Source organism: Candidatus Cytomitobacter primus (genome assembly GCF_008189405.1).
Lineage (GTDB): Bacteria > Pseudomonadota > Alphaproteobacteria > CAJXXZ01 > 1604HC > Cytomitobacter > Cytomitobacter primus.
Window position 1 is genome coordinate 434,534 of sequence record NZ_CP043316.1, and the last position, 19,464, is coordinate 453,997.

The window sequence follows — 19,464 nt, forward strand, 5'->3', positions numbered from 1 at the left end:
GCAACCTAGAATTACCTAAATTTCAATCAAACTCAACAATCAAGATTTGAGAGCCAATTTAGTATGGATTTTTCAATTTCCTATTCTGATTGTGTATCTGTATTTGCAGCAACTTCTAATTCTTGAATTCTGTTTTGTAACTCTTCTAGTTTAGTTTGCATTTCATCTTGCTTATTTTTAGATTTTTGATTTTTTGCCTTTAATTCTTTGATTATGGTTTGTGCTTCTTGATTTTCATCTTCTAATTTTATAGCTTTAACTTGAATTTTAGATATTTCGTTCATGAGATTATCATATGCATATTCATCCTTTACATTATAACTCCTATTTTTCATTCGTCTTTTTATAATAGGCACTTTTCTACCTTTTGACTTTTTTGTTTTATCAGATAATACTGAGCCATGCATTTCTAGTGTATTAATTTTATCTATTAATAGCTGATTATCAAGCATATAACCATCTATTAACAGTTGATTATCATGCATGCATCTATTAATTTTATCTATTAATAGCTGATTACTGAGCATACAGTTGAATTTTATATACATTTCACCATGGCTATTTGTTGAATATAGCCATTCTGGACACTGTTTGAATCCTTGGCTTTGTGATGAAAACCCCATAGACTCAGATGAAAAACACTCTAATGTTATGCCTTTATTTAGTATTTTAGTGAGATTTTCATTACAGTCTTTTGCGCCTTTTATATTTTGCATAAATTGTTTGTAATGATCTTCAATGTTTTCTATTTTAGGACAATAACTACCTTGTTGATTCTTACCTATTGTTATTGGAAGAAACCAGTTTATATGCGCATGTGGCTCTCTAATCCCTTGTCCATTTGATACATATATAGCACTGAATTTAAATAATTTATACAATAATAATGTGTCATAATATTGCTCTTGAGACCCATGATGAGGAGCTATACATATAATATCTATATCTTCATTATAACAGCCAAAATTTGTTTTTATCATCTCTCTAAATAGATTTGTCTTGCCAATATATTTAATAACTTCTTTATAAGCATCTATGTATTCTTTATATCCAATATGCTTACCATTTTCATTCTTACTATGCTTATGTTCCAAGCATTTCTGTAATTCTTTTGCTTTTTCTAATAGACCTTTTGCATCTGGAAAATAACTATAAATGAAGTTAACAATTGTATATGCATCAGCATCTCCAGTACAAAGCATAGATATATATTTATTTTTTGTTTTAACTATATCTATTTCTTGCATTACACTTTCACCTTTGTGATTTTTATATAAACGATTCTCCTTATCTATATACTGATATTTATATTTATGTGTAAATGAAATAATTGGGCTTGCTGAATTATCATTACCTTCAATATTAGTGTTCATTAGCCATATGAATATGAAGCTTCTCAACTCACTAATTGCACCATCAAACTTAGTTAGTAAAATATGCTTCCTTGCATAATTATGCTTTGTTAAATAAAATAATTTTTCAATATTCATTGAATTGTTTAGCGTATCACACATTAAATCTCCATTAAAATCTTTAAAATTATGCGGATATGCTACAAATAAATTCTCTTTTCTTATCGTTTGTTTGCTATCATCCCAATAGTTATATAATCTTTCTCTTTCTAAAGTTTCTTTTATGCTTTGAGCAATGTTTGTATTTTTAGTCCAATCACCACATAAAAATGCAACTATCTTTAAATCAGGATTTCTTTTGCTAAGCTCTTTTTTAGTATTATTACAATATTCACTTAGATCTTTAGGATCTATTATATGATTTATTATATTTATATGGTCTTGATCTGGATGCGATAGAATTATTACAAGCAAATTTAAATCTGTAAGCTTATCATTAATTTCATGGATTAATGTATCATCTTCCTGATTTAAAGATATACAAGATATTTGATAATCTAAATCTTTTTTTTCTCTTTTTTCTCCTAAATCACCTTTGTACATTTCTTTCATATATTCATTTTGATCAGAAATACGTTTTGGATATTCACTGCTCCCGCAATCATATAGGAATCCAATTACTTCTCTTTTATTTTGCTCTACCGACACCCCATATTGATCTTTTTTATTATACTCAATAACATACTTATTAAGCTGGCAATTTCCTTGCCCAACATCAAATATATGCATTTCGCTGCTCAGAACTATAGATTCGATCGATATGAACCCAACATTAACTGCAAGCATTAAGCAATATAATCTGTCTGATATACTAATATTACTATTCATTTGACCTCAATCTATTAATAAGTTTCAGATTTTATAGCATAGCATACACCATGTTTCTAAAATTTTATAATTGACTGAAATATACATCGATTTGTATAGTTATGCAATATTACTATTAGTGTTTTTCGACGATTTAGGAAGATAATCAAGTTTCATATTATACTGATTTTCCAATTATGATTATATAGAATCACATATAACCTATGCATATTATTATCCGCTTAGTCTAAACATACATAATTTCATAGTGCTTCAAATTTTTCTTATATTGAATGAATTTCAATGCATCTAATAAGCTACCTTCTTCATCAATTAATCCTAAACTCTTAGCATCTCTTCCTGTATATACTTGCCCTAAACTAATCTGGCGAGAATATTCTAAACTAAACTTTCTTTGATTTGCGACTAACTTTCTAAATTGATCCAGCGCATCTTTAATATATACGATGATTTCTTTTTTCTGCTCTGCAGTAATAGGTGTATATGAGTTAATATCTGGCATATCATGTGAATCTATATTTTCTACATTCACCCCTGGTGTTTGAATATGTACATGATTCATAATAACCCCAATTGATCCAACTAATGCACATTTAGGAGCAAATATCTTATCTGCACTCAAAGCTAATATGTATGATCCAGATGCACAAATATCTTTAATAGATGCCACAAGCAACTTTTTCTCTTTCAGCTTTATCAATGCATTATATATTTCATTGGAAATGTACGCACTCCCTCCTCCGCTATCAATTCGCAATATCACAGCTTTAATTCTAGGATTTCTCGCAATATTATCTATTTGACTTATAAAGCTCATATTTCCTAAATAAGATCCAGCACGAATAGTACCATTAACATTGATCACTGCAATTTTATTATATGATTTTCTATCTTTGCATATTCTAGCATATTTGAATGTACTCAATTTATTATTATATCTGCTACTCCAAGTGGCAAAGTTAGATATATTAATAAAAGAATATTTCTTTGCGATATCTGCATTCTTATGCATTCCGAGCATTCCATTTTCAATATTAGTATGTAATTTAATATCATTGATTACTAAATCAGAACATGCTTTTAACAATTTTTTCAACCCATCCTTATATTCATCACTCATGCTGTTCCTAGATTCACTTTCTGGGGTTTTAAATTCTCCAGTTGCAATACTAGTAACTTCAATTCCTTGAGCCTTTAATGCATCACGTACAAATGGCATATGTATGTGAATTCCAGAAATATGGCTCATTTCATTTTGTGTTAACGTAATACTTGATGCATGAGAAGCTAAATACAATGATTTAAATGTCAAAGATGGAATATAAAAATCCACAAATTTCTTATTTCTCTTAAATAGATCAAATACTTGGGTCAATTCATTAATATTAGCGATTGAATCTTCACTTGCACAAAAAGCTCCCTGATAATTAATCGCAATGCCTCGTACTTTAGGATCATGCGCAGCTTTGTTTAATAAGCATAAAAATTGATTGAACTGATTATGCTGGAAATATAAATCATCAAACCCATAGGTCAAAGTAATTTTATTACTATATTGATACTTAAACATTTGATAAAAAGATTTCATTGAACTAAATCCCAATAAAACAAACAAAAAATTTCTTAAAAGCTTCATATGCTGCTCATTGTACAATTATATTAATCTTTTATCTATGTCACATATACCATAAACAGTAATAACTGAAATAAAATTCAAATCTCTATCACATTATTCAGTTTTTTGGGAATCGCTAATTTTCAAAAATCAAAAATTTGAGAATTTATTTTATATCATTCTCAGGGCTTCTCACTCCAATTGTATGATATCCACTATCTACGTAAATGATTTCCCCGGTCACACCATGAGATAATTCACTCACTAAGTATGTCGCAGTTCCACCAACTTCTTCCAAAGTAGTATTTGCTTTAATTGGGGAATGCGTTTTATGCCATGTTAGCAATTCTGGGAAATCTTTAATCGCTGATGAAGCCAAAGTTCTTACTGGTCCAGCAGAAATACAGTTTACTCTAATATTATCCACACCAAAATCATTCGCCAAGTACATCACACTAGCTTCCAACGCACTTTTCGCTACTCCCATAACATTATAATTCGGAATATATTTTACTGCTCCATAATATGAAAGTGTGATCATGGACCCACCATTTTTCATTAATGGGGCACATTCTCTAGCTGCTGCTGTGAAAGAATAACAGGAAATATTCATTGCCTGAGCAAATGCATCTTTTGTAACATCTGAGTACTTACCATTCATATATGTTTTATCTGCAAATGCAATTGAGTGTACAAGAAAATCCACATTATCCCAATGATTTCCAACTTTATTGAAGAATCCAGCAATTTCGCCTTCGTTATCAGCATCACATGGATACGCAAAACTAGCATTTAGCTGATCTGCGATCCCAACTGCTCTACTTTCTAGATTCGGATGGTAACTAATTCCAATTTCAGCTCCATGATTCACAAAGGACTCCGCGATACCAGACGCAATAGATCTGTTATTTGCAACCCCCATAATTATACCTTTTTTACCTTTTAACAAGTTACTTTTACAATCATCTGTAGTGTTCAATTCACACCCCTTACAGGTCGAATTTTATGCATTAGTATTTATTTTGTCAAACTGATTAATTATTGCTGACTAATTATTACTAACTATGCACTATAATTTTCAAATGCATACCCACTTTTGAAAAGAGATGGGTTTATATGCTTTTGCTACTTATTTTCTAATATGAGAAGGGCTTTTCTCTCTTAGAAAATCACCATGAGGCTTTCCTGCTGCGACTTGATTATCAAACCCAGACCAATCGCTAATCCTTACATGCAAACTACCATGATTATTTGTTGAATATAACCAATCTGGAGAACTTTCAAGATAGTTTGTTAATAGAATTTTATCTGACCTATTATATGTAGTTATATAAATCTCTTCATCAGAATATATATCACTAGGTAGTCTCAATACATTTTTTGTAATCATTTCACTTATTTTATAACCAGCATAATTAAGATCATCATATTTAAATGCTATAGCGCTATCACCATTGCTACATAATTTACTATATCTACTCATTATATCCATGCTTTTTATACGATCATACCAATTTTGATGTATATGAGGACAATTAGGTAGTGTTCCATGTCCATTAGATACATACATCATACTAACTTTAAAAAATTTATCTAAAAACTTCATTGTGCTCCATTGATTTTCAGATCCATGATGAGGTGCTATACAAATAATATCATGATTTTTACTGTCATGACCCAATAAATCTCTTAATAAGTCAGTAGATATATAACTTTCTTTTTCAAGCTTTGATGGCACGCTACTTATTAATCCCAAAATTGTACTATCCTCAGCATCTCCTGTACAAATCATTGATAAATACTTTGTTTTTCCATTTGATCTATCTTGATATTGATGTGTAAACGAAATAATCGGACTTGATGCATTATCATTACCTGCAATATCCGTATTCATAGACCATATGTATATATAATCTTTCAACTGAGCAATCGCATTATCAAATGCACCTAAATACCCTACCAAATTTTTTATCTCTTCATTCTTTTTCTGATTAGCATGCGTTTCCATTTCATTTAATCTTCTTATTGCCTTTGCTTCTGCTGTTTTTTCTGCTAACACTCCTTTGTTTATTGCATTTTTTACTAATCTTTCTTTTTCTACATCTGTTACTTCTGCTTTCATTGCTTCTTTTGCTTTTAATGCTCCGTGCACTGCTAATTTTGCTGCTGCTTCTGCTTCTGATGCTCTTTCTGCTGCTTTTTCTGCTGCTTTTTCTTTTACTTCTAATACTTTTGCCTCTTCTGCCTCTATTTTATTGACTGCATCTATTGCTTCTACTGCACCTATTGCTTCTACTGCTTTTTTTACATCTTCTTCTTTTTCTGTTACTTTTTCTATTGCTTTTTCTATTGCTTTTATTGTTGCATTTTTCTTTAATGTTCCTATTTTTGCTTTTTCTGCTACATTTTTTGCTTTTTTCTCTTCTGCTTTTTCTTTTGCTTCTCTTAATTCATCTATTGCCTTATTTAGTTTGTCTTTCATTTTTATTACTTTGTTTGCTACTGTTGTTGCTTCATCTATTGCTTTTGTTGCTACTTTTGCTTCTGTTTCTGCTTCTTCTGCTTTTATTGCTAATTCTACTGCATCTTTTACTGCATCTTTTACTGCATCTTCTTCTATTGCATGATTTATTACTGACTCTACTGCTTCTTTTGCTTCTTTTGCTTCTTCTTTGTTGTTATACTTTATTATTGCTTTGCTTTTTTCTGTTTTTATTGCTTCTATTTTATTTTTCTTTTGCTTATCTATGCATTCATCACTGAATTGACCTTGAGCATACTCCCACATCTCTTTAATATTTCTAGCAGGAAAATCACTATCTATACTATCTTTCCAACAATATGGCTCTATTGCATATCTACTTAAAAGCTGCTCTACTTTCCATGATTCTTCTGTATTTTTACCAGCCCAATCTCCACATAGAAAGGCAATTTTAGCTAATCCATCAGGAATATTTAATTTGCCTATATTATTTATATGATCTAGATCTGGGTGTGATAAGATGATTACAAGTAAATTTAAATCTGAGAATTTAAGCGCATCTGTAATACCTTTTAACTGCATTTTTGAAACATCACTACGCTTATTTGCGCATACTGATTTATAATATATACTAGAATTTACATTATCATCTGATAAAGAATCGTCTATAGCATTATATGCACTCTTAATTTCCTCATTACGCATCATATTATTCCATGAATTCTCACTGCTCCCACAATCATAAAGGAATCCAATTCGCTCTTCTCCGTTAGGACGCATAGGATTTTGCACAACATACTTATTCAACTGGCAATTTCCTTGTCCAACGTCAAACACATGCATCTCACTACTAATTGGCGCAGCGTCAACTGATATACCAACAACCAATATCAAGCTGCATAATAGCATCATATTATTCTTCATTTTACCTCTATCCTCATAATGCCCAGGTTTTTACAATGAATTGCACCTGAAACTTTATAATTGTTCAGACTATAACCTATTTTCCCAGCAATTTAAAGAGTAATGCCTGAATATCACGAAAATTCGTTTATTGCCTAAAATCCACATAAAAAGTACAGTAAAATCAGGAGAATATATGAGTATCGATACATTTTTATCTGAATTGGAATCTGGAAACACAAGAATCGTACGTAAAAATCAAGGAAAATGGGAATTAAATCAACCTGCTTTCTCCAAAATAAACGAAATATTCAAATCGGACAAAAAAATCAGCAAAATCGACGGATTGGTCAAATGGGCAGACAAAATCGATATGCAAAGCAACCTATTACATGATCAAGATTTGCTCAACAAAGATTTCCGACTAGTACCAGGTTCATGGGTAAGGCGCGGAGCATATATCGGCCCAAAATCCGTAATCATGACAAACTCATTCGTGAATATCGGGGCCCACATCGGGGATGAAACCATGGTGGATAGCGGAGTCACAATCGGATCCTGCGCATACATCGGCGCACAATGCCACATCTCATCCAATGTCATCATCGCCGGCGTACTCGAACCATCACAACACATGCCAGTAATTATCGAAGATAACGTGTTTATCGGCGCACAATCACTCATTGCTGAAGGGGTTGTAGTGCCAGAAGGATGCGTAATAGGTGCAGGTACAAAACTTACATCCTCCACTAAAATCTTCGACGTCGATGGGGATGAAATCAACGAAATCGAACCGTACAGCGTCATAATCCCAGGAACATACAGCAAAACCTCCAAAATCTCATTCTCATGCGCTGTAGTTATCAAGAAAGTCGACAAAAACACAAAATCTAAAACAAACATCAATGAATTACTTAGAGATTGAGGTGTTTTAGCAATGGAAATAGATCTATGTACTGGTAGGTTTTAATGAATTGTCTAAATATTTGCATCTCATCATCACTATTTTTCGAGGAACGTTTTATTCATATGGTTGCTCATGGGCACTACACCTAATCGGGTACAATCACGAAACCTAGTAACAAAGCAAAATCATGCAGGACGTAGAAATAAAATTGCTCAAAACCTTTAATATCCAAAATCCTTATTTAACTTAATAGAAATATCAATAGTTTTTATCTATATATATTATGAGCTTTGACCAGATTGATTATCATCTCTTACAGCTGAAGGAACACTGCCAGCCCTACCTGTGCTATTATGCAACGCAACTGGCACACGTGATGATGGTGGTGAAGGTGAAGATGCATGTGTAAGGCCACGCCAATCACGTATATAAATGTGCAAACTGCCATGATTATTTGTTGAATATAGCCAAGATTGGCAATGTTTATGCTCAGCAGATTCATTATATGAATCTGATGCAGATTTTTTCTCACTATACATAGTTATGCTTATCTCTTTATCATAAATATCATAGCTACCCTTTAACTTTATCTTATCGCCTGACGAATCATAAACTGAGAGTCCCATAGCATCCTTACTATTAATACATAGATAGTTATACCTCTTTATAATATCATTATTAAATATGCCAATACTCATTGTTCTATACCATCTCTTATTAATATGTGGATGTCGCCCTCCATGCCCATTAGATACATAAACCATGCTCATCTTCATTAAATCATTTAATAAAAGCACAGTATTTGCCTGACCTGCAGAACCATGATGTGGCGCAACACAAATAATATCATGATCACTAGTATCACTTGTTATAGAATCATATAATGCATATAATCCAACTTTATGACTATCTGTCGCCTGCATCAATGCATTTACATATGAGTATTTTTGTAATTTCATATTCCTACGCACAATATCTTTTCTATCTTTTAAATATAGTGGCAACCCTCCTTCCGATGATACACTATTCTCACCTTTGCCACACACTGTACTATCCTCAGCATCTCCCGTACAAATCATTGATAAATATTTTGTCCCTGGTACAGTATGTGTAAATGAAATAATAGGACTTACTGCATTCTGATCATTTCCAGGCGCAGTATTCATAGACCATATGTATATATAATCTTTTAACTGAGCAACTGCATTATCAAATAAATCTAAACATCCATCATATTTTTCTAATTCACCTACTTTCTTTTCTGCTTCCTTTGCTTCCCTTATTTCTTTCTCTCCTTCTTCTATTGCTTTGCTTGTTTCTTTCTCTCCCTCTTCTATTGCTTTTCTTATTTTTTTCTCTTCTGCTTCTATTGCTTTGCTTGTTTTTTTCTCTGCTGCTTCCTTTGCTTCCCTTATTGCTTTCTTTTCTGCTTCTATTGCTTTGCTTGTTTTTTTCTCTGCTGCTTCCTTTGCTTCCCTTATTGCTTTCTTTTCTGCTTCTATTGCTTTGCTTGTTTTTTTCTCTGCTGCTTCCTTTGCTTCCCTTATTGCTTTCTTTTCTGCTTCTATTGCTTTGCTTGTTTCTTTCTCTCCTTCTTCTATTGCTTTTCTTATTTTTTTCTCTTCTGCTTCTATTGCTTTGCTTGTTTTTTTCTCTGCTGCTTCCTTTGCTTCCCTTATTGCTTTCTTTTCTGCTTCTATTGCTTTGCTTGTTTTTTTCTCTGCTGCTTCCTTTGCTTCCCTTATTGCTTTCTTTTCTGCTTCTATTGCTTTGCTTGTTTCTTTCTCTCCTTCTTCTATTGCTTTTCTTATTTTTTTCTCTTCTGCTTCTATTGCTTTGCTTGTTTTTTTCTCTGCTGCTTCCTTTGCTTCCCTTATTGCTTTCTTTTCTGCTTCTATTGCTTTGCTTGTTTTTTTCTCTGCTGCTTCCTTTGCTTCCCTTATTGCTTTCTTTTCTGCTTCTATTGCTTTGCTTGTTTTTTCCTCTGCTGCTTCCTTTGCTTCCCTTACTGCTATTTCTATATTCTTTTCTTCTTCCTTTATTTTTTCTATTACATCATCTATTGCTGCATATATATGATTATTCCTATTTTTAACCTTGTTTTCTAATTGAGATTTTGCCTTATCCCACAACCGTAAAATATTCCCAGAAAAGAAATTACTGCTTTTTTCTTTATCCCAATAAAATGGCTCTATTGCATACTTACTTAATACTTCTTGTACATTCCATGATTCTACAGTATTTTTCCCAACAAAATCACCACATAAAAATGATATAATTTTTAGTGTGTCATTATCAATTTTTGCTTTTATATCAGTACTTTTCAAAACAACATCTATCTTATTTATATGATCTAAATCTGGATGTGACAAAACTATTACAAGTAAATCTAAATCTACAAGCTTGTCGTTAATGCTATGAATTAATTTATCAGAATTCAATATACCTCCAGGTAAGACACCTTTACCTCCTAAACGCTGAGGAAACTCACAACTCCCGCAATCATACAGGAATCCAATTCGCTCTTCTCCATTAGGACGCATAGGATTTTGCACAACATACGTATTCAACTGGCAGTTGCCTTGTCCTACATCAAATACATGCATCTCACTACTAATTGGCGCAGCATCGATCGATATACCAACAACCAGTATCAGGCTGCGTAATAGCATCATATTATTCTTCATTTTACCTCTATCCTCATAATGTCCAGGTTTTTACAACGAACTGCACCTGAAACTTTATAATTGTTCAGACTATAACCTATTTTCCCAGCAATTTAAAGGGTAATGCCTATAAATTGAATTATAAATCATAAGCAACTTTCAAAAATGGCATGAATCATATAAAATTGATCTTATAATAAATGGAGGTGTTTTATGCTTGGTGTTGGATCAAAGTTTCCTGAATTTAACTTGCAAAGTGTATTAGGCAAGGATCAGAAGAATACGTTTAAAGAAATCAATTCTTCTTCATACAACGGCAAATGGATTATATTTTTCTTCTGGCCTAAGGATTTTACATTTGTATGCCCTACAGAAATCAGTGCTTTTTCAGATTTGCAAAAGGATTTCGAAGAGAGAAATACACAAGTTCTAGGTGCTAGTATGGATTCTGAGTTTGTGCATTTGGCATGGAAGAAAGAAAATTCTGAAATTGGACGCGTAAACTTCCCTATGTTAGCAGACATTGGTGGATCTTTGACAGATGAATTAGGAATCAAGGATGCAAAACATGGTGTTTCTCAACGTGCAACATATATAATTGACCCGAATATGGTTATTAGACATGTTAGCGTAGTTGATTTGAATGTTGGAAGAAGTCCTGAAGAAATATTACGTACTTTGGATGCGCTGCAAAATGGTGGGTTGTGTCCTGTAAACTGGAAAAAAGGGAGTCCTACCCTTCAACCAGGAAATGAATAAAACGACTAATGAATCAATGATCAGTCAAGATTCAAACTGTCAAAATACATATATCAATCAGAAAGCAAATTGCAAGAAAGAATCTACATATGAATCAAAGCTCTAATTATCAAAAATCGAAAATAAAATCAGGTATGTCTCAAAAATCACAAATAGCACATAGGCAATTCTTGTCTAGTAGTGCATGTGTTAGCTTTTTTACATTAATATCAAGAATTTTAGGGTATTTCAGAGATATTATAATATTAAACTGGGTTGGCATTGGAGCTATTACAGATGCATATATATTGGCAACAAAATTTCCATCATTATTCAGAAAAGTTATATCTGATGGAAGTATGAATAACTTACTAATACCTATGCTTAAAGATATCAAAATCAAACAGCAGAATGAAAAATCATTCATCATGCAATTATCTAAAAAATTGTTTATGCGTATATTTATAGTAGTATCCTTATTTTTACTACTAATCAAACCATTGTCAAAAATAATCTTTACCAATTTATCTAACTTATCTCAGGAATTTTTTGTGATATTTTCATATTTTATATTCCCTAGCCTACTATTTATGGGACTATCTAGTATTTGGATGAGCTTATTAAACCACAATAAGAAATTCTTTGCTTCTGCTGTCTCAAGCGTAATATGTAATATAATTGCAATTATTACCCTTCTCATAAGCTATAAATATAATTTTTCATTTTTATTTATAGGGATAGCAATTTTATTCGGTAATATAGCACAGTTTCTATGGATATCATTTAATGTGTATAAGCACAATTTATTATACAATCAACAATCTAGTGATAACTTCCAATCTGAAATGAAAATATTCAATTCTAGGTTTCTAAATATATCATTTTCATCAGGCATATCACAAATTATGATTATGTTTTCATCTTGGTTCGCCAGCTTTCTCCCAACAGGAAATATATCGTATTTAGCATTTGCAGATCGTATAATGCAAGTTCCTCTCAGTTTAATAGGCATCATATTTAGCACGACATTCTTACTTTATTTAACACAATACATTAAAGATAAAGAGTTCATTAAAGCAAAAAAATTATATAATAAAGTATGGCTCTATGGCTTTATAGTATCATGCGTAATCTCATTATTCATTTTTCTTTTTGCATATCAAATATGTAAAATACTATTCTTAAGAGGGAAAATGACAGCAAATGATATATATAATATAAGTATGTATTTGAAGATATATATATTAAGCGTACCTGCATATACACTAAGCAAAACAATGAATGCAGTATTTTTTGCATATGGAGATACAAAAACCCCATTAAAAGGAGCTGCAATACAATTCGCTTCAAATATCATTTTAATACCTACACTTTTTTATATGGGTTCAATAGGAATTTCTATTAGTTTCTTAGCATCTGCTTGGATTTACACACTATTCATGGGAGTTAATATGCGCATATCCTATAAATTTACAGTTTAATATCAGCACAATAAATAAAATTAGCTATATGTGATTTCTGCATTGCATTTCATAATATCCTTCATACTATCTATGCCTCCTACTGCAGTTGTATGAATATGCAAATTAGCATCATGAAGTGATTTGGAATCTATATCAATTGGCATACATATCATATCCCAATATAAAATTGAATTTTCTACTTTTAACATATTACAATTCATATGCGCCAGCACAAACTTATTAGCATGCATACCATCCTCTATAAATAGTTCATTTACAAGAATACTACTAGCATTGTTTCTACAGTTCTTTATATGTATTCTATCAGCTACCATTTTTATCAAATATGCTTCAATATTTCCATCTAAACTAATATTTTCATATGTTCCACGAAAACTACAGTGAAGTGTTGGCAAATCACTCAATGGACGTATTACATGCACACTTCCTCCATTAGAATCAATATCTAAATCTATCTTGCTGCCATCCCAATCTCTAGCATTTATAACAAGCTCATCTTTCAAATCTTTCACATTAATAGTTACTTTATTTCTTCTTGGCCCATTATTAAATCTATCTGCTAATGCGTAAGCTTCCGTATCTTTATCTTTTACATGTAACATTCTAATATTTCTAATAACAATATTATCATTTCTAATACATTCTTCTCTATATTGTTTCAACATATCATGAATATATGTAACTAACTCAACATCAGTTGGGCCCATTAAAACAACTGTATTTACAAACTTATCTTCGCTCCTTATATGACGTTGCAACCTTATTATATCTACATATGTGAAATCATACTTACCTTGATGTATACGAAATAACATATTCCATTCAACACTCATATATTGCAAAATATTAGATATAACACCCATTCCATATAATAATTGATCTGCTAATTCTTGTAATCTGCTTATATAGCTAAATTCAAATTTATCATCATTTTTAAGCACTGACTTAAATAAATTCTTATATTCATTATCTTTAATCATAGATGCTGCTATATACCCAGATAACATAATTCTTCTAACACAACTTGAAGTATCTACGTACTTTATATAACTTTCATCAAATATTTGATGTGTTTTTGCATCTTCTATCTTAGTTTCAAAAGTAGTATTGGCACTGCTATAATATAGCATACAAGCAGTAATTATTTTATTTATATTAACCATAATTTAATTGTAAATATAATATATATGCATATAGTAGATCATTATTATAAATAATATAAAATTCACTATATCACCACATGTTAGTTATATTATATAATTTGTCAATTAAATGTATTAAAATATGCTATGAAATTCGTTAAAGCACATGGACTAGGAAATGATTTTATTATGATATTTCAAGATATTTCTAAAGAAGATATGATATTATTATCTGACAGAAAATTAGGGATTGGATGTGATCAGGTCATTCAGAACATAAATAATAATGGACAATATAATGTAAGGTTTTGGAATCAAGATGGATCAGAAGCAAACTTGTGTGGTAATGGAATTCGCTGTTTAGCGCAATATTACGATAGAGTAATCAATAAATTTCATACAAACTCAGGAATAATTCATACAGTTAAGCTGAATAATGAACAGGTTGCATTTTCACTACCAGTCATACCTGTAATAAAGCAAATGAGTTATAAATTGCCTACTTATGACGTTCACATTGGTAATGAACATATTGTTATATTCATAAATAATGAGCCAGATTGGGATCAAATTACACATGATTTTCAAGATTATTTAAGCATAAAAAACATTATGTGTATTTGGCATGATAAACAATGGAATATTAGGTCATGGGAGCGTGGTGTAGGCAGGACATTAGCATGTGGATCAGGAACTATTGCTGCAGCATGTGCAGTTTGGGAGAATAATAAATCTCTCACACTAGGCAATAAAGATAATATTACATTCCATACTGAAATAGGTGAATTATCTGTTATAAAGAAAAAACAAATATGGCAAATTGGACCAGCAAATATTGTAGCCAATGGTAATTTTAAGCTGATTTAAATTGCAAATATAACTCTGCATGGTATCGAGTTTACTAAATATATATATCAAAAAACAACACTACAATTATAATACATCATAATATTCGAAATTCACTATATATAGTAATGTTTAAATTAACAATGCAAATAGTGTTTAAATAAATAATATGTAAAATATAATCATAATCTGTTATACATAAGTTCTAATCATATGCGCAATAATAATATGATATAATACCTCCGAGCAAGGCTCAACTAAAGGAGGCTATATGTATAAAGGTTTCTTATATATAAGTTTCATTATTACAAAAATGCTAAATAGCACGATTGATTCGAAATATCATTTGCTTTTAAAAGAAGAGTTAGCATTAACTATCAAAATCAATATACAATATAAATCAGAATTTAATTGATTCTTATGCCTATTTTACTAATCTATGATCTATAATTTATCACACTACTTCTGGTCTAAAACTCTATAAATTCAATTTGAACTGCGTAATTCTCAATCTAAAATATCTAATATTCTGATAATCTCTGATCGCATTTTAGATCTATGTACAATCTTATCTATAAATCCATTGTTAAATTGGAAATCAGCACTTTGAAAATCATCTGGCAATTCTACTCTAATAGTTTGCTGAATAACTCTTTTTCCTGCAAACCCTATTAATGCATCAGGTTCTGCTAAAGTAATAGTTCCTAACATTGCAAATGAAGCCTGCACACCACCAGTGGTAGGGTCACATAATACAGAGATATATGGCAAACCAGCTTCCTTCACTTGCTTAATAGCAATAGTAGTACGAGCCATTTGAACTAAAGAAAACATTCCTTCTTGCATTCTAGCTCCACCAGAAGATGAAAATATAATTAAAGGGATTCCATTTTCTACAGCAAGATCAGCAGCATATACAATTGCATTTCCAAGTGCACGCCCCATAGACCCACCTATAAATTTAAAATTCATAGATAATGCAACTACTTTTTTACCTTCTACACTTCCAATTCCAATTAAGAAACAATCATCTGAATCACATATCTCTCTATACTTTTTCAATCTAGATTTATAAGAAATTTTATCAGTAAAATTAATAGGATCATCAGAGTATTTCTTAGGCTCTTCTACAACAAAACATTTCTCAGATCCGAAAAATGCGCATAATCTCTGCTTAGCTGTCATTCGTTCATGGTGATCACAAATAGTACAAACTAATAAATTATCTTCTATTTGCTGCTTGAAAATCATCTCTCCACATTTATTACATTTGTGCCAAAGGTTCTCTGGTATGCTAGAAGACTTTGTAGATCTAATTTTAGGAATCCAATTCGTTAACCAATTCATTAACACAATTTTATGATAATTTATCTTTTTCTGCTAGTAACCATCAAATATCCTTCCCTGCTATATGATAAAATTAATAGTGACGCTATATTATTGTCCAATAATACTATTATCATAATAGGGTGAATTACATGTTATACCATAAAATTACAAAATCATGGCACAGTAAAAAAACAATATATAGTATAGTAAATGAATACACAAATATGATACATATTACAATATACCATCAAATCATATGCAAAATAGAGCTTATAAATATTAAAGAAGGGGCTTTTCGCTGCAGCATACACTGCATATTAATATGAGATATAACATTAAAAACATCTACATATGATCTTTTGATTCTTTTAATCAGAAATTGAAATACATCATCATGTATATCTAATCCAAAATCTATACTCATCTTTCTCATAATTTCTATGCAAATTTCTTCAGTTGGGCTTGGAATATGCATAGATGTCATAGTGTTAAACCTAGATTGTATATCAGGAATAAATTGTTTTAAAATATTAGAATTTTCTATAAGCCATAATGTATGTGTTTTATGGTGCATAGAATTAAATAGAATATTAAATATATCTTCTTGTATAAAGCTCTCGATTTTATCTATTATTAGGGGTTGGGTATAGTCAATATTTTGTACATTTTTTATAAAAGAGGCATTTGTAAGTTTTTTCCATATATGCGCTAAATGGGTTTTGCCAGATTTTGGTTGGCCAATAAGTATAGTATGGTAATTCCACATATTCTGACTTTTAATCCATGAAATAACATGCCTATTTGTTTCATTAACAAAAAAACTGCTTTCTGAAAAATCAATATTCCATTGAAAATCTAATATCATTTGCATACAAGCCATTTTTTATATGAAAACCACTTATGTATAAATTGATATTTGTATTTATATACCCTATACCTAGAATTGAATCTTAATTTATATACCATACTGTACTTACATAGAATATATTGTATAACATATTGATGTAATGTTTTCGCCAAATTATATAGGTGTAATATGCATTTCAAGCTGTTTTGCTTATACTTCAAGACCATCTTCGCTTAATAATACCTGTTCTCCATACTGCTGCAAAAATCACTGATAATGGCAATGTCAAAATAACACCACTAATGCCTAATATTTTTCCAAAAAGCAAAAATAGTATTAATAAGAATAATGGGTGAATCCCTGCTTTCTTACCTATAAATGATGGAACAATAAAAACATTTTCTAATATAAATCCTAATATTAAAATTATGAATGAATAAATTGAAAATTCAGAAATAAATGGCTGATATCCTGATAATACACTAAGCATAATTGCAGATGATAGCATATCTCCTATATAAGGAATAATGCTTAACATACTAAATGTAGATGCAAGCAAAAATGCAAATGGCATGCTGATATATGTAAGGGATATGAAGTAATATATAAATAATGTGATGGTAACTAACATTTGCCCATAAATCCAAATCTTCAACGAATACATTAAATCTTCAAACAATATATTTGTGGTGCTTTTATATTTTTCTGGAATAATGTTTAGCAGTCTTTCTCTCCATAATCCCCAATCTCTCAACATATAAAAACACATCATTAATACAGTCATAAACTGGAAAATCAAACTCACAGCATCGTACCCATAGGCAGATGCTAAAGTAATTACTTTCTGCAAATTGGTTTTATTCAGTAAAATATAATCTAATGAGCTATTCTGATATCCTTCGAAAACATGCGAATACTTATCTATAATCAAACGAAAAACTGACTGTAAAAACTTAAATAAATCAATACTTTGCATATATAATTTTGGCAAAGAATATATTAAGAATGAAATAAACAACATTGCACTTGATGCAACAACCATTAAAGATGCTAGAAACCTAGACAGTCCAATTTTCACCAACCGCTCATATATTGGAGATAAAATATATGATAATAAAAAAGAAGAAAATATCAATGTGATTACATCTAAAAAATAAAACACTATCCCTAATGTTAATATATTCATCTAAATATCCTTATACTCATCTAAACACTCTTTTATAATAATCTAGTATATTGACTATAATCATTCCAACACACAATACATATAGTCTATACATACAAAATGGACATGTTTCATGCAGTGAAATAAATATAGTACTTCCCACAACTACAGCTGTTAATTTACCAGACCATGTCGCTTTGAATCTATCAATCTTTTTATACAGCATATATAAAAACGCAGCAAAAAATATCATATCTCTAATTAGTATGATTGATATAAACCATGCAGGAATTATATCATTAAGGTATAGTTTCAATATAACTAAAATCCAAAATATTTTATCGACTATAGGGTCTAATATCTCTCCTAACTTTGATGTCATATGAAAAGCACGAGCGATAAATCCATCCAAAACATCGCTTAATGCACCTAATAAAATAAGTGGAGAAGCATGTTTTGGATAAAGCATAAAAAACAAAACCCCTAAAACCAATCTCGATACTGTGATCAAATTAGGGATTAAGTGCATTAGCAAATTTCCAATTCAGAGAAGAAAAATGAAATTTCTCTTTTTGCACTATCTTCAGAGTCAGAACCATGTACTGCATTATTATCAATTGAATCTCCGTACATCTTTCTAATTGTTCCTTCATCAGACTCAGATGGATTTGTTGCTCCCATCAAATCTCTATTCGCTTTAATAGCATTATCTTTTTCAAGAACTTGCACAACAACAGGGCCTGAACACATAAAATCACATAAATCACCATAAAATGGTCTTGCAGAATGTTCCTTATAAAATTCTTGAGCTTGCAATTTAGACAAGTGAATTTTCTTCATAGCAACAATTTTAAATCCATTAGATTCAAACATATTGATAATATTTCCTGACACACTTTTTTTAATAGCATCTGGCTTAATAATAGATAAAGTTCTTTGAATATTCATAACGTAATTCTATATGTTTACCCAATTTGATTCAAGCATTTACACTTAACAAATTTGCCTCAAACCATTGAATAAGAAACTTGATAAAAACTTATATAGCTATTTAATTATGCAATTCAAATATCTACGCCATTTCTATTTGCTCTTCCGGA

General features: G+C 30.7%; 16 protein-coding genes. 5 read left to right on the forward strand and 11 right to left on the reverse strand.

The features are described from left to right. Nucleotides 1-80: 80 nt before the first annotated feature. The 4 genes from FZC34_RS01910 to FZC34_RS02825 form a co-directional block, all read right to left on the reverse strand. Complete coding sequence (locus FZC34_RS01910; RefSeq protein ID WP_148971778.1) at nt 81-2,240, reverse strand: hypothetical protein; 2,160 nt, start codon at nt 2,238-2,240, stop codon at nt 81-83. Between the two features lie 226 nt (nt 2,241-2,466). Then, a complete protein-coding gene (locus FZC34_RS01915) occupies nt 2,467-3,876 on the reverse strand; it encodes a S49 family peptidase (protein ID WP_148971779.1) in 1,410 nt (469 codons plus the stop codon). 145 nt (nt 3,877-4,021) lie between these two features. Further along, nucleotides 4,022-4,777, reverse strand: coding sequence for an enoyl-ACP reductase FabI (locus FZC34_RS01920; RefSeq protein WP_148971944.1), 756 nt, complete (start codon nt 4,775-4,777; stop codon nt 4,022-4,024). A 207-nt stretch (nt 4,778-4,984) separates the two neighbouring features. Beyond that, nucleotides 4,985-7,261, reverse strand: coding sequence for a hypothetical protein (locus tag FZC34_RS02825; protein ID WP_187440011.1), 2,277 nt, complete (start codon nt 7,259-7,261; stop codon nt 4,985-4,987). A gap of 175 nt (nt 7,262-7,436) precedes the next feature. On the opposite strand from FZC34_RS02825, the gene FZC34_RS01930 reads away from it, so the two are divergent. After that, nucleotides 7,437-8,165, forward strand: coding sequence for a 2,3,4,5-tetrahydropyridine-2,6-dicarboxylate N-succinyltransferase (locus FZC34_RS01930; protein ID WP_148971780.1), 729 nt, complete (start codon nt 7,437-7,439; stop codon nt 8,163-8,165). Nucleotides 8,166-8,428: 263 nt separating this feature from the next. On the opposite strand, the gene FZC34_RS01935 is transcribed toward FZC34_RS01930, so the two are convergent. Beyond that, nucleotides 8,429-10,834: a ComEC/Rec2 family competence protein gene (locus tag FZC34_RS01935; protein WP_148971781.1), complete on the reverse strand. Its 2,406-nt coding sequence runs from the start codon at nt 10,832-10,834 to the stop codon at nt 8,429-8,431. Nucleotides 10,835-11,026: 192 nt separating this feature from the next. Here FZC34_RS01935 and FZC34_RS01940 point away from each other — a divergent pair, with 192 nt between their 5' ends. Further along, nucleotides 11,027-11,572, forward strand: coding sequence for a peroxiredoxin (locus tag FZC34_RS01940; protein WP_148971782.1), 546 nt, complete (start codon nt 11,027-11,029; stop codon nt 11,570-11,572). 89 nt (nt 11,573-11,661) lie between these two features. Then, entirely contained in the window at nt 11,662-13,032 is a 1,371-nt protein-coding gene (locus FZC34_RS01945) for a lipid II flippase MurJ (protein ID WP_148971783.1), read from the forward strand. Nucleotides 13,033-13,052: 20 nt separating this feature from the next. Here the strand turns inward: FZC34_RS01945 and FZC34_RS01950 are convergent, their stop codons facing one another. Then, nucleotides 13,053-14,198, reverse strand: a complete 1,146-nt coding sequence (locus tag FZC34_RS01950) for a hypothetical protein (protein WP_148971784.1) — start codon at nt 14,196-14,198, stop codon at nt 13,053-13,055. A 126-nt stretch (nt 14,199-14,324) separates the two neighbouring features. Between FZC34_RS01950 and dapF the strand changes: the two genes are divergently transcribed. Both dapF and FZC34_RS02830 read left to right on the forward strand, forming a co-directional pair. Next, nucleotides 14,325-15,044 carry a diaminopimelate epimerase gene (dapF, locus tag FZC34_RS01955; protein WP_148971785.1) on the forward strand — a complete coding sequence of 240 codons (720 nt, stop codon included), beginning with the start codon at nt 14,325-14,327 and terminating at the stop codon, nt 15,042-15,044. Between the two features lie 250 nt (nt 15,045-15,294). Then, nucleotides 15,295-15,438 (forward strand): hypothetical protein, encoded by a 144-nt coding sequence (locus FZC34_RS02830; RefSeq protein WP_187440012.1) that lies wholly within the window; start codon nt 15,295-15,297, stop codon nt 15,436-15,438. A gap of 92 nt (nt 15,439-15,530) precedes the next feature. On the opposite strand, the gene accD is transcribed toward FZC34_RS02830, so the two are convergent. The 5 genes from accD to ndk form a co-directional block, all read right to left on the reverse strand. After that, nucleotides 15,531-16,370, reverse strand: coding sequence for an acetyl-CoA carboxylase, carboxyltransferase subunit beta (accD, locus tag FZC34_RS01960; RefSeq protein ID WP_148971786.1), 840 nt, complete (start codon nt 16,368-16,370; stop codon nt 15,531-15,533). Between the two features lie 229 nt (nt 16,371-16,599). After that, nucleotides 16,600-17,232, reverse strand: a complete 633-nt coding sequence (locus FZC34_RS01965) for a P-loop NTPase family protein (RefSeq protein WP_148971787.1) — start codon at nt 17,230-17,232, stop codon at nt 16,600-16,602. A gap of 184 nt (nt 17,233-17,416) precedes the next feature. Beyond that, complete coding sequence (locus tag FZC34_RS01970) at nt 17,417-18,385, reverse strand: AI-2E family transporter (RefSeq protein ID WP_148971788.1); 969 nt, start codon at nt 18,383-18,385, stop codon at nt 17,417-17,419. Between the two features lie 16 nt (nt 18,386-18,401). Then, nucleotides 18,402-18,893 carry a CDP-alcohol phosphatidyltransferase family protein gene (locus tag FZC34_RS01975; RefSeq protein WP_148971789.1) on the reverse strand — a complete coding sequence of 164 codons (492 nt, stop codon included), beginning with the start codon at nt 18,891-18,893 and terminating at the stop codon, nt 18,402-18,404. After that, a complete protein-coding gene (gene ndk / locus FZC34_RS01980; RefSeq protein ID WP_148971790.1) occupies nt 18,893-19,312 on the reverse strand; it encodes a nucleoside-diphosphate kinase in 420 nt (139 codons plus the stop codon). The genes FZC34_RS01975 and ndk overlap by 1 nt, the downstream gene beginning before the upstream one ends. Between the last annotated feature and the right edge of the window lie 152 nt (nt 19,313-19,464).

Coding starts and splice junctions, on each gene's coding strand:
- FZC34_RS02830 (WP_187440012.1), top strand. CDS start 15,295: ATGTATAAAGGTTTCTTATATATAAGTTTCATTATTACAAAAATGCTA.
- FZC34_RS01915 (WP_148971779.1), bottom strand. CDS start 3,876: ATGAAGCTTTTAAGAAATTTTTTGTTTGTTTTATTGGGATTTAGTTCA.
- FZC34_RS01970 (WP_148971788.1), bottom strand. CDS start 18,385: ATGAATATATTAACATTAGGGATAGTGTTTTATTTTTTAGATGTAATC.
- FZC34_RS01940 (WP_148971782.1), top strand. CDS start 11,027: ATGCTTGGTGTTGGATCAAAGTTTCCTGAATTTAACTTGCAAAGTGTA.
- FZC34_RS01965 (WP_148971787.1), bottom strand. CDS start 17,232: ATGGCTTGTATGCAAATGATATTAGATTTTCAATGGAATATTGATTTT.
- FZC34_RS01975 (WP_148971789.1), bottom strand. CDS start 18,893: ATGCACTTAATCCCTAATTTGATCACAGTATCGAGATTGGTTTTAGGG.
- FZC34_RS01950 (WP_148971784.1), bottom strand. CDS start 14,198: ATGGTTAATATAAATAAAATAATTACTGCTTGTATGCTATATTATAGC.
- accD (WP_148971786.1), bottom strand. CDS start 16,370: ATGAATTGGTTAACGAATTGGATTCCTAAAATTAGATCTACAAAGTCT.
- FZC34_RS01910 (WP_148971778.1), bottom strand. CDS start 2,240: ATGAATAGTAATATTAGTATATCAGACAGATTATATTGCTTAATGCTT.
- FZC34_RS01945 (WP_148971783.1), top strand. CDS start 11,662: ATGAATCAAAGCTCTAATTATCAAAAATCGAAAATAAAATCAGGTATG.
- dapF (WP_148971785.1), top strand. CDS start 14,325: ATGAAATTCGTTAAAGCACATGGACTAGGAAATGATTTTATTATGATA.
- FZC34_RS02825 (WP_187440011.1), bottom strand. CDS start 7,261: ATGAAGAATAATATGATGCTATTATGCAGCTTGATATTGGTTGTTGGT.
- FZC34_RS01930 (WP_148971780.1), top strand. CDS start 7,437: ATGAGTATCGATACATTTTTATCTGAATTGGAATCTGGAAACACAAGA.
- FZC34_RS01920 (WP_148971944.1), bottom strand. CDS start 4,777: ATGGGGGTTGCAAATAACAGATCTATTGCGTCTGGTATCGCGGAGTCC.
- ndk (WP_148971790.1), bottom strand. CDS start 19,312: ATGAATATTCAAAGAACTTTATCTATTATTAAGCCAGATGCTATTAAA.
- FZC34_RS01935 (WP_148971781.1), bottom strand. CDS start 10,834: ATGAAGAATAATATGATGCTATTACGCAGCCTGATACTGGTTGTTGGT.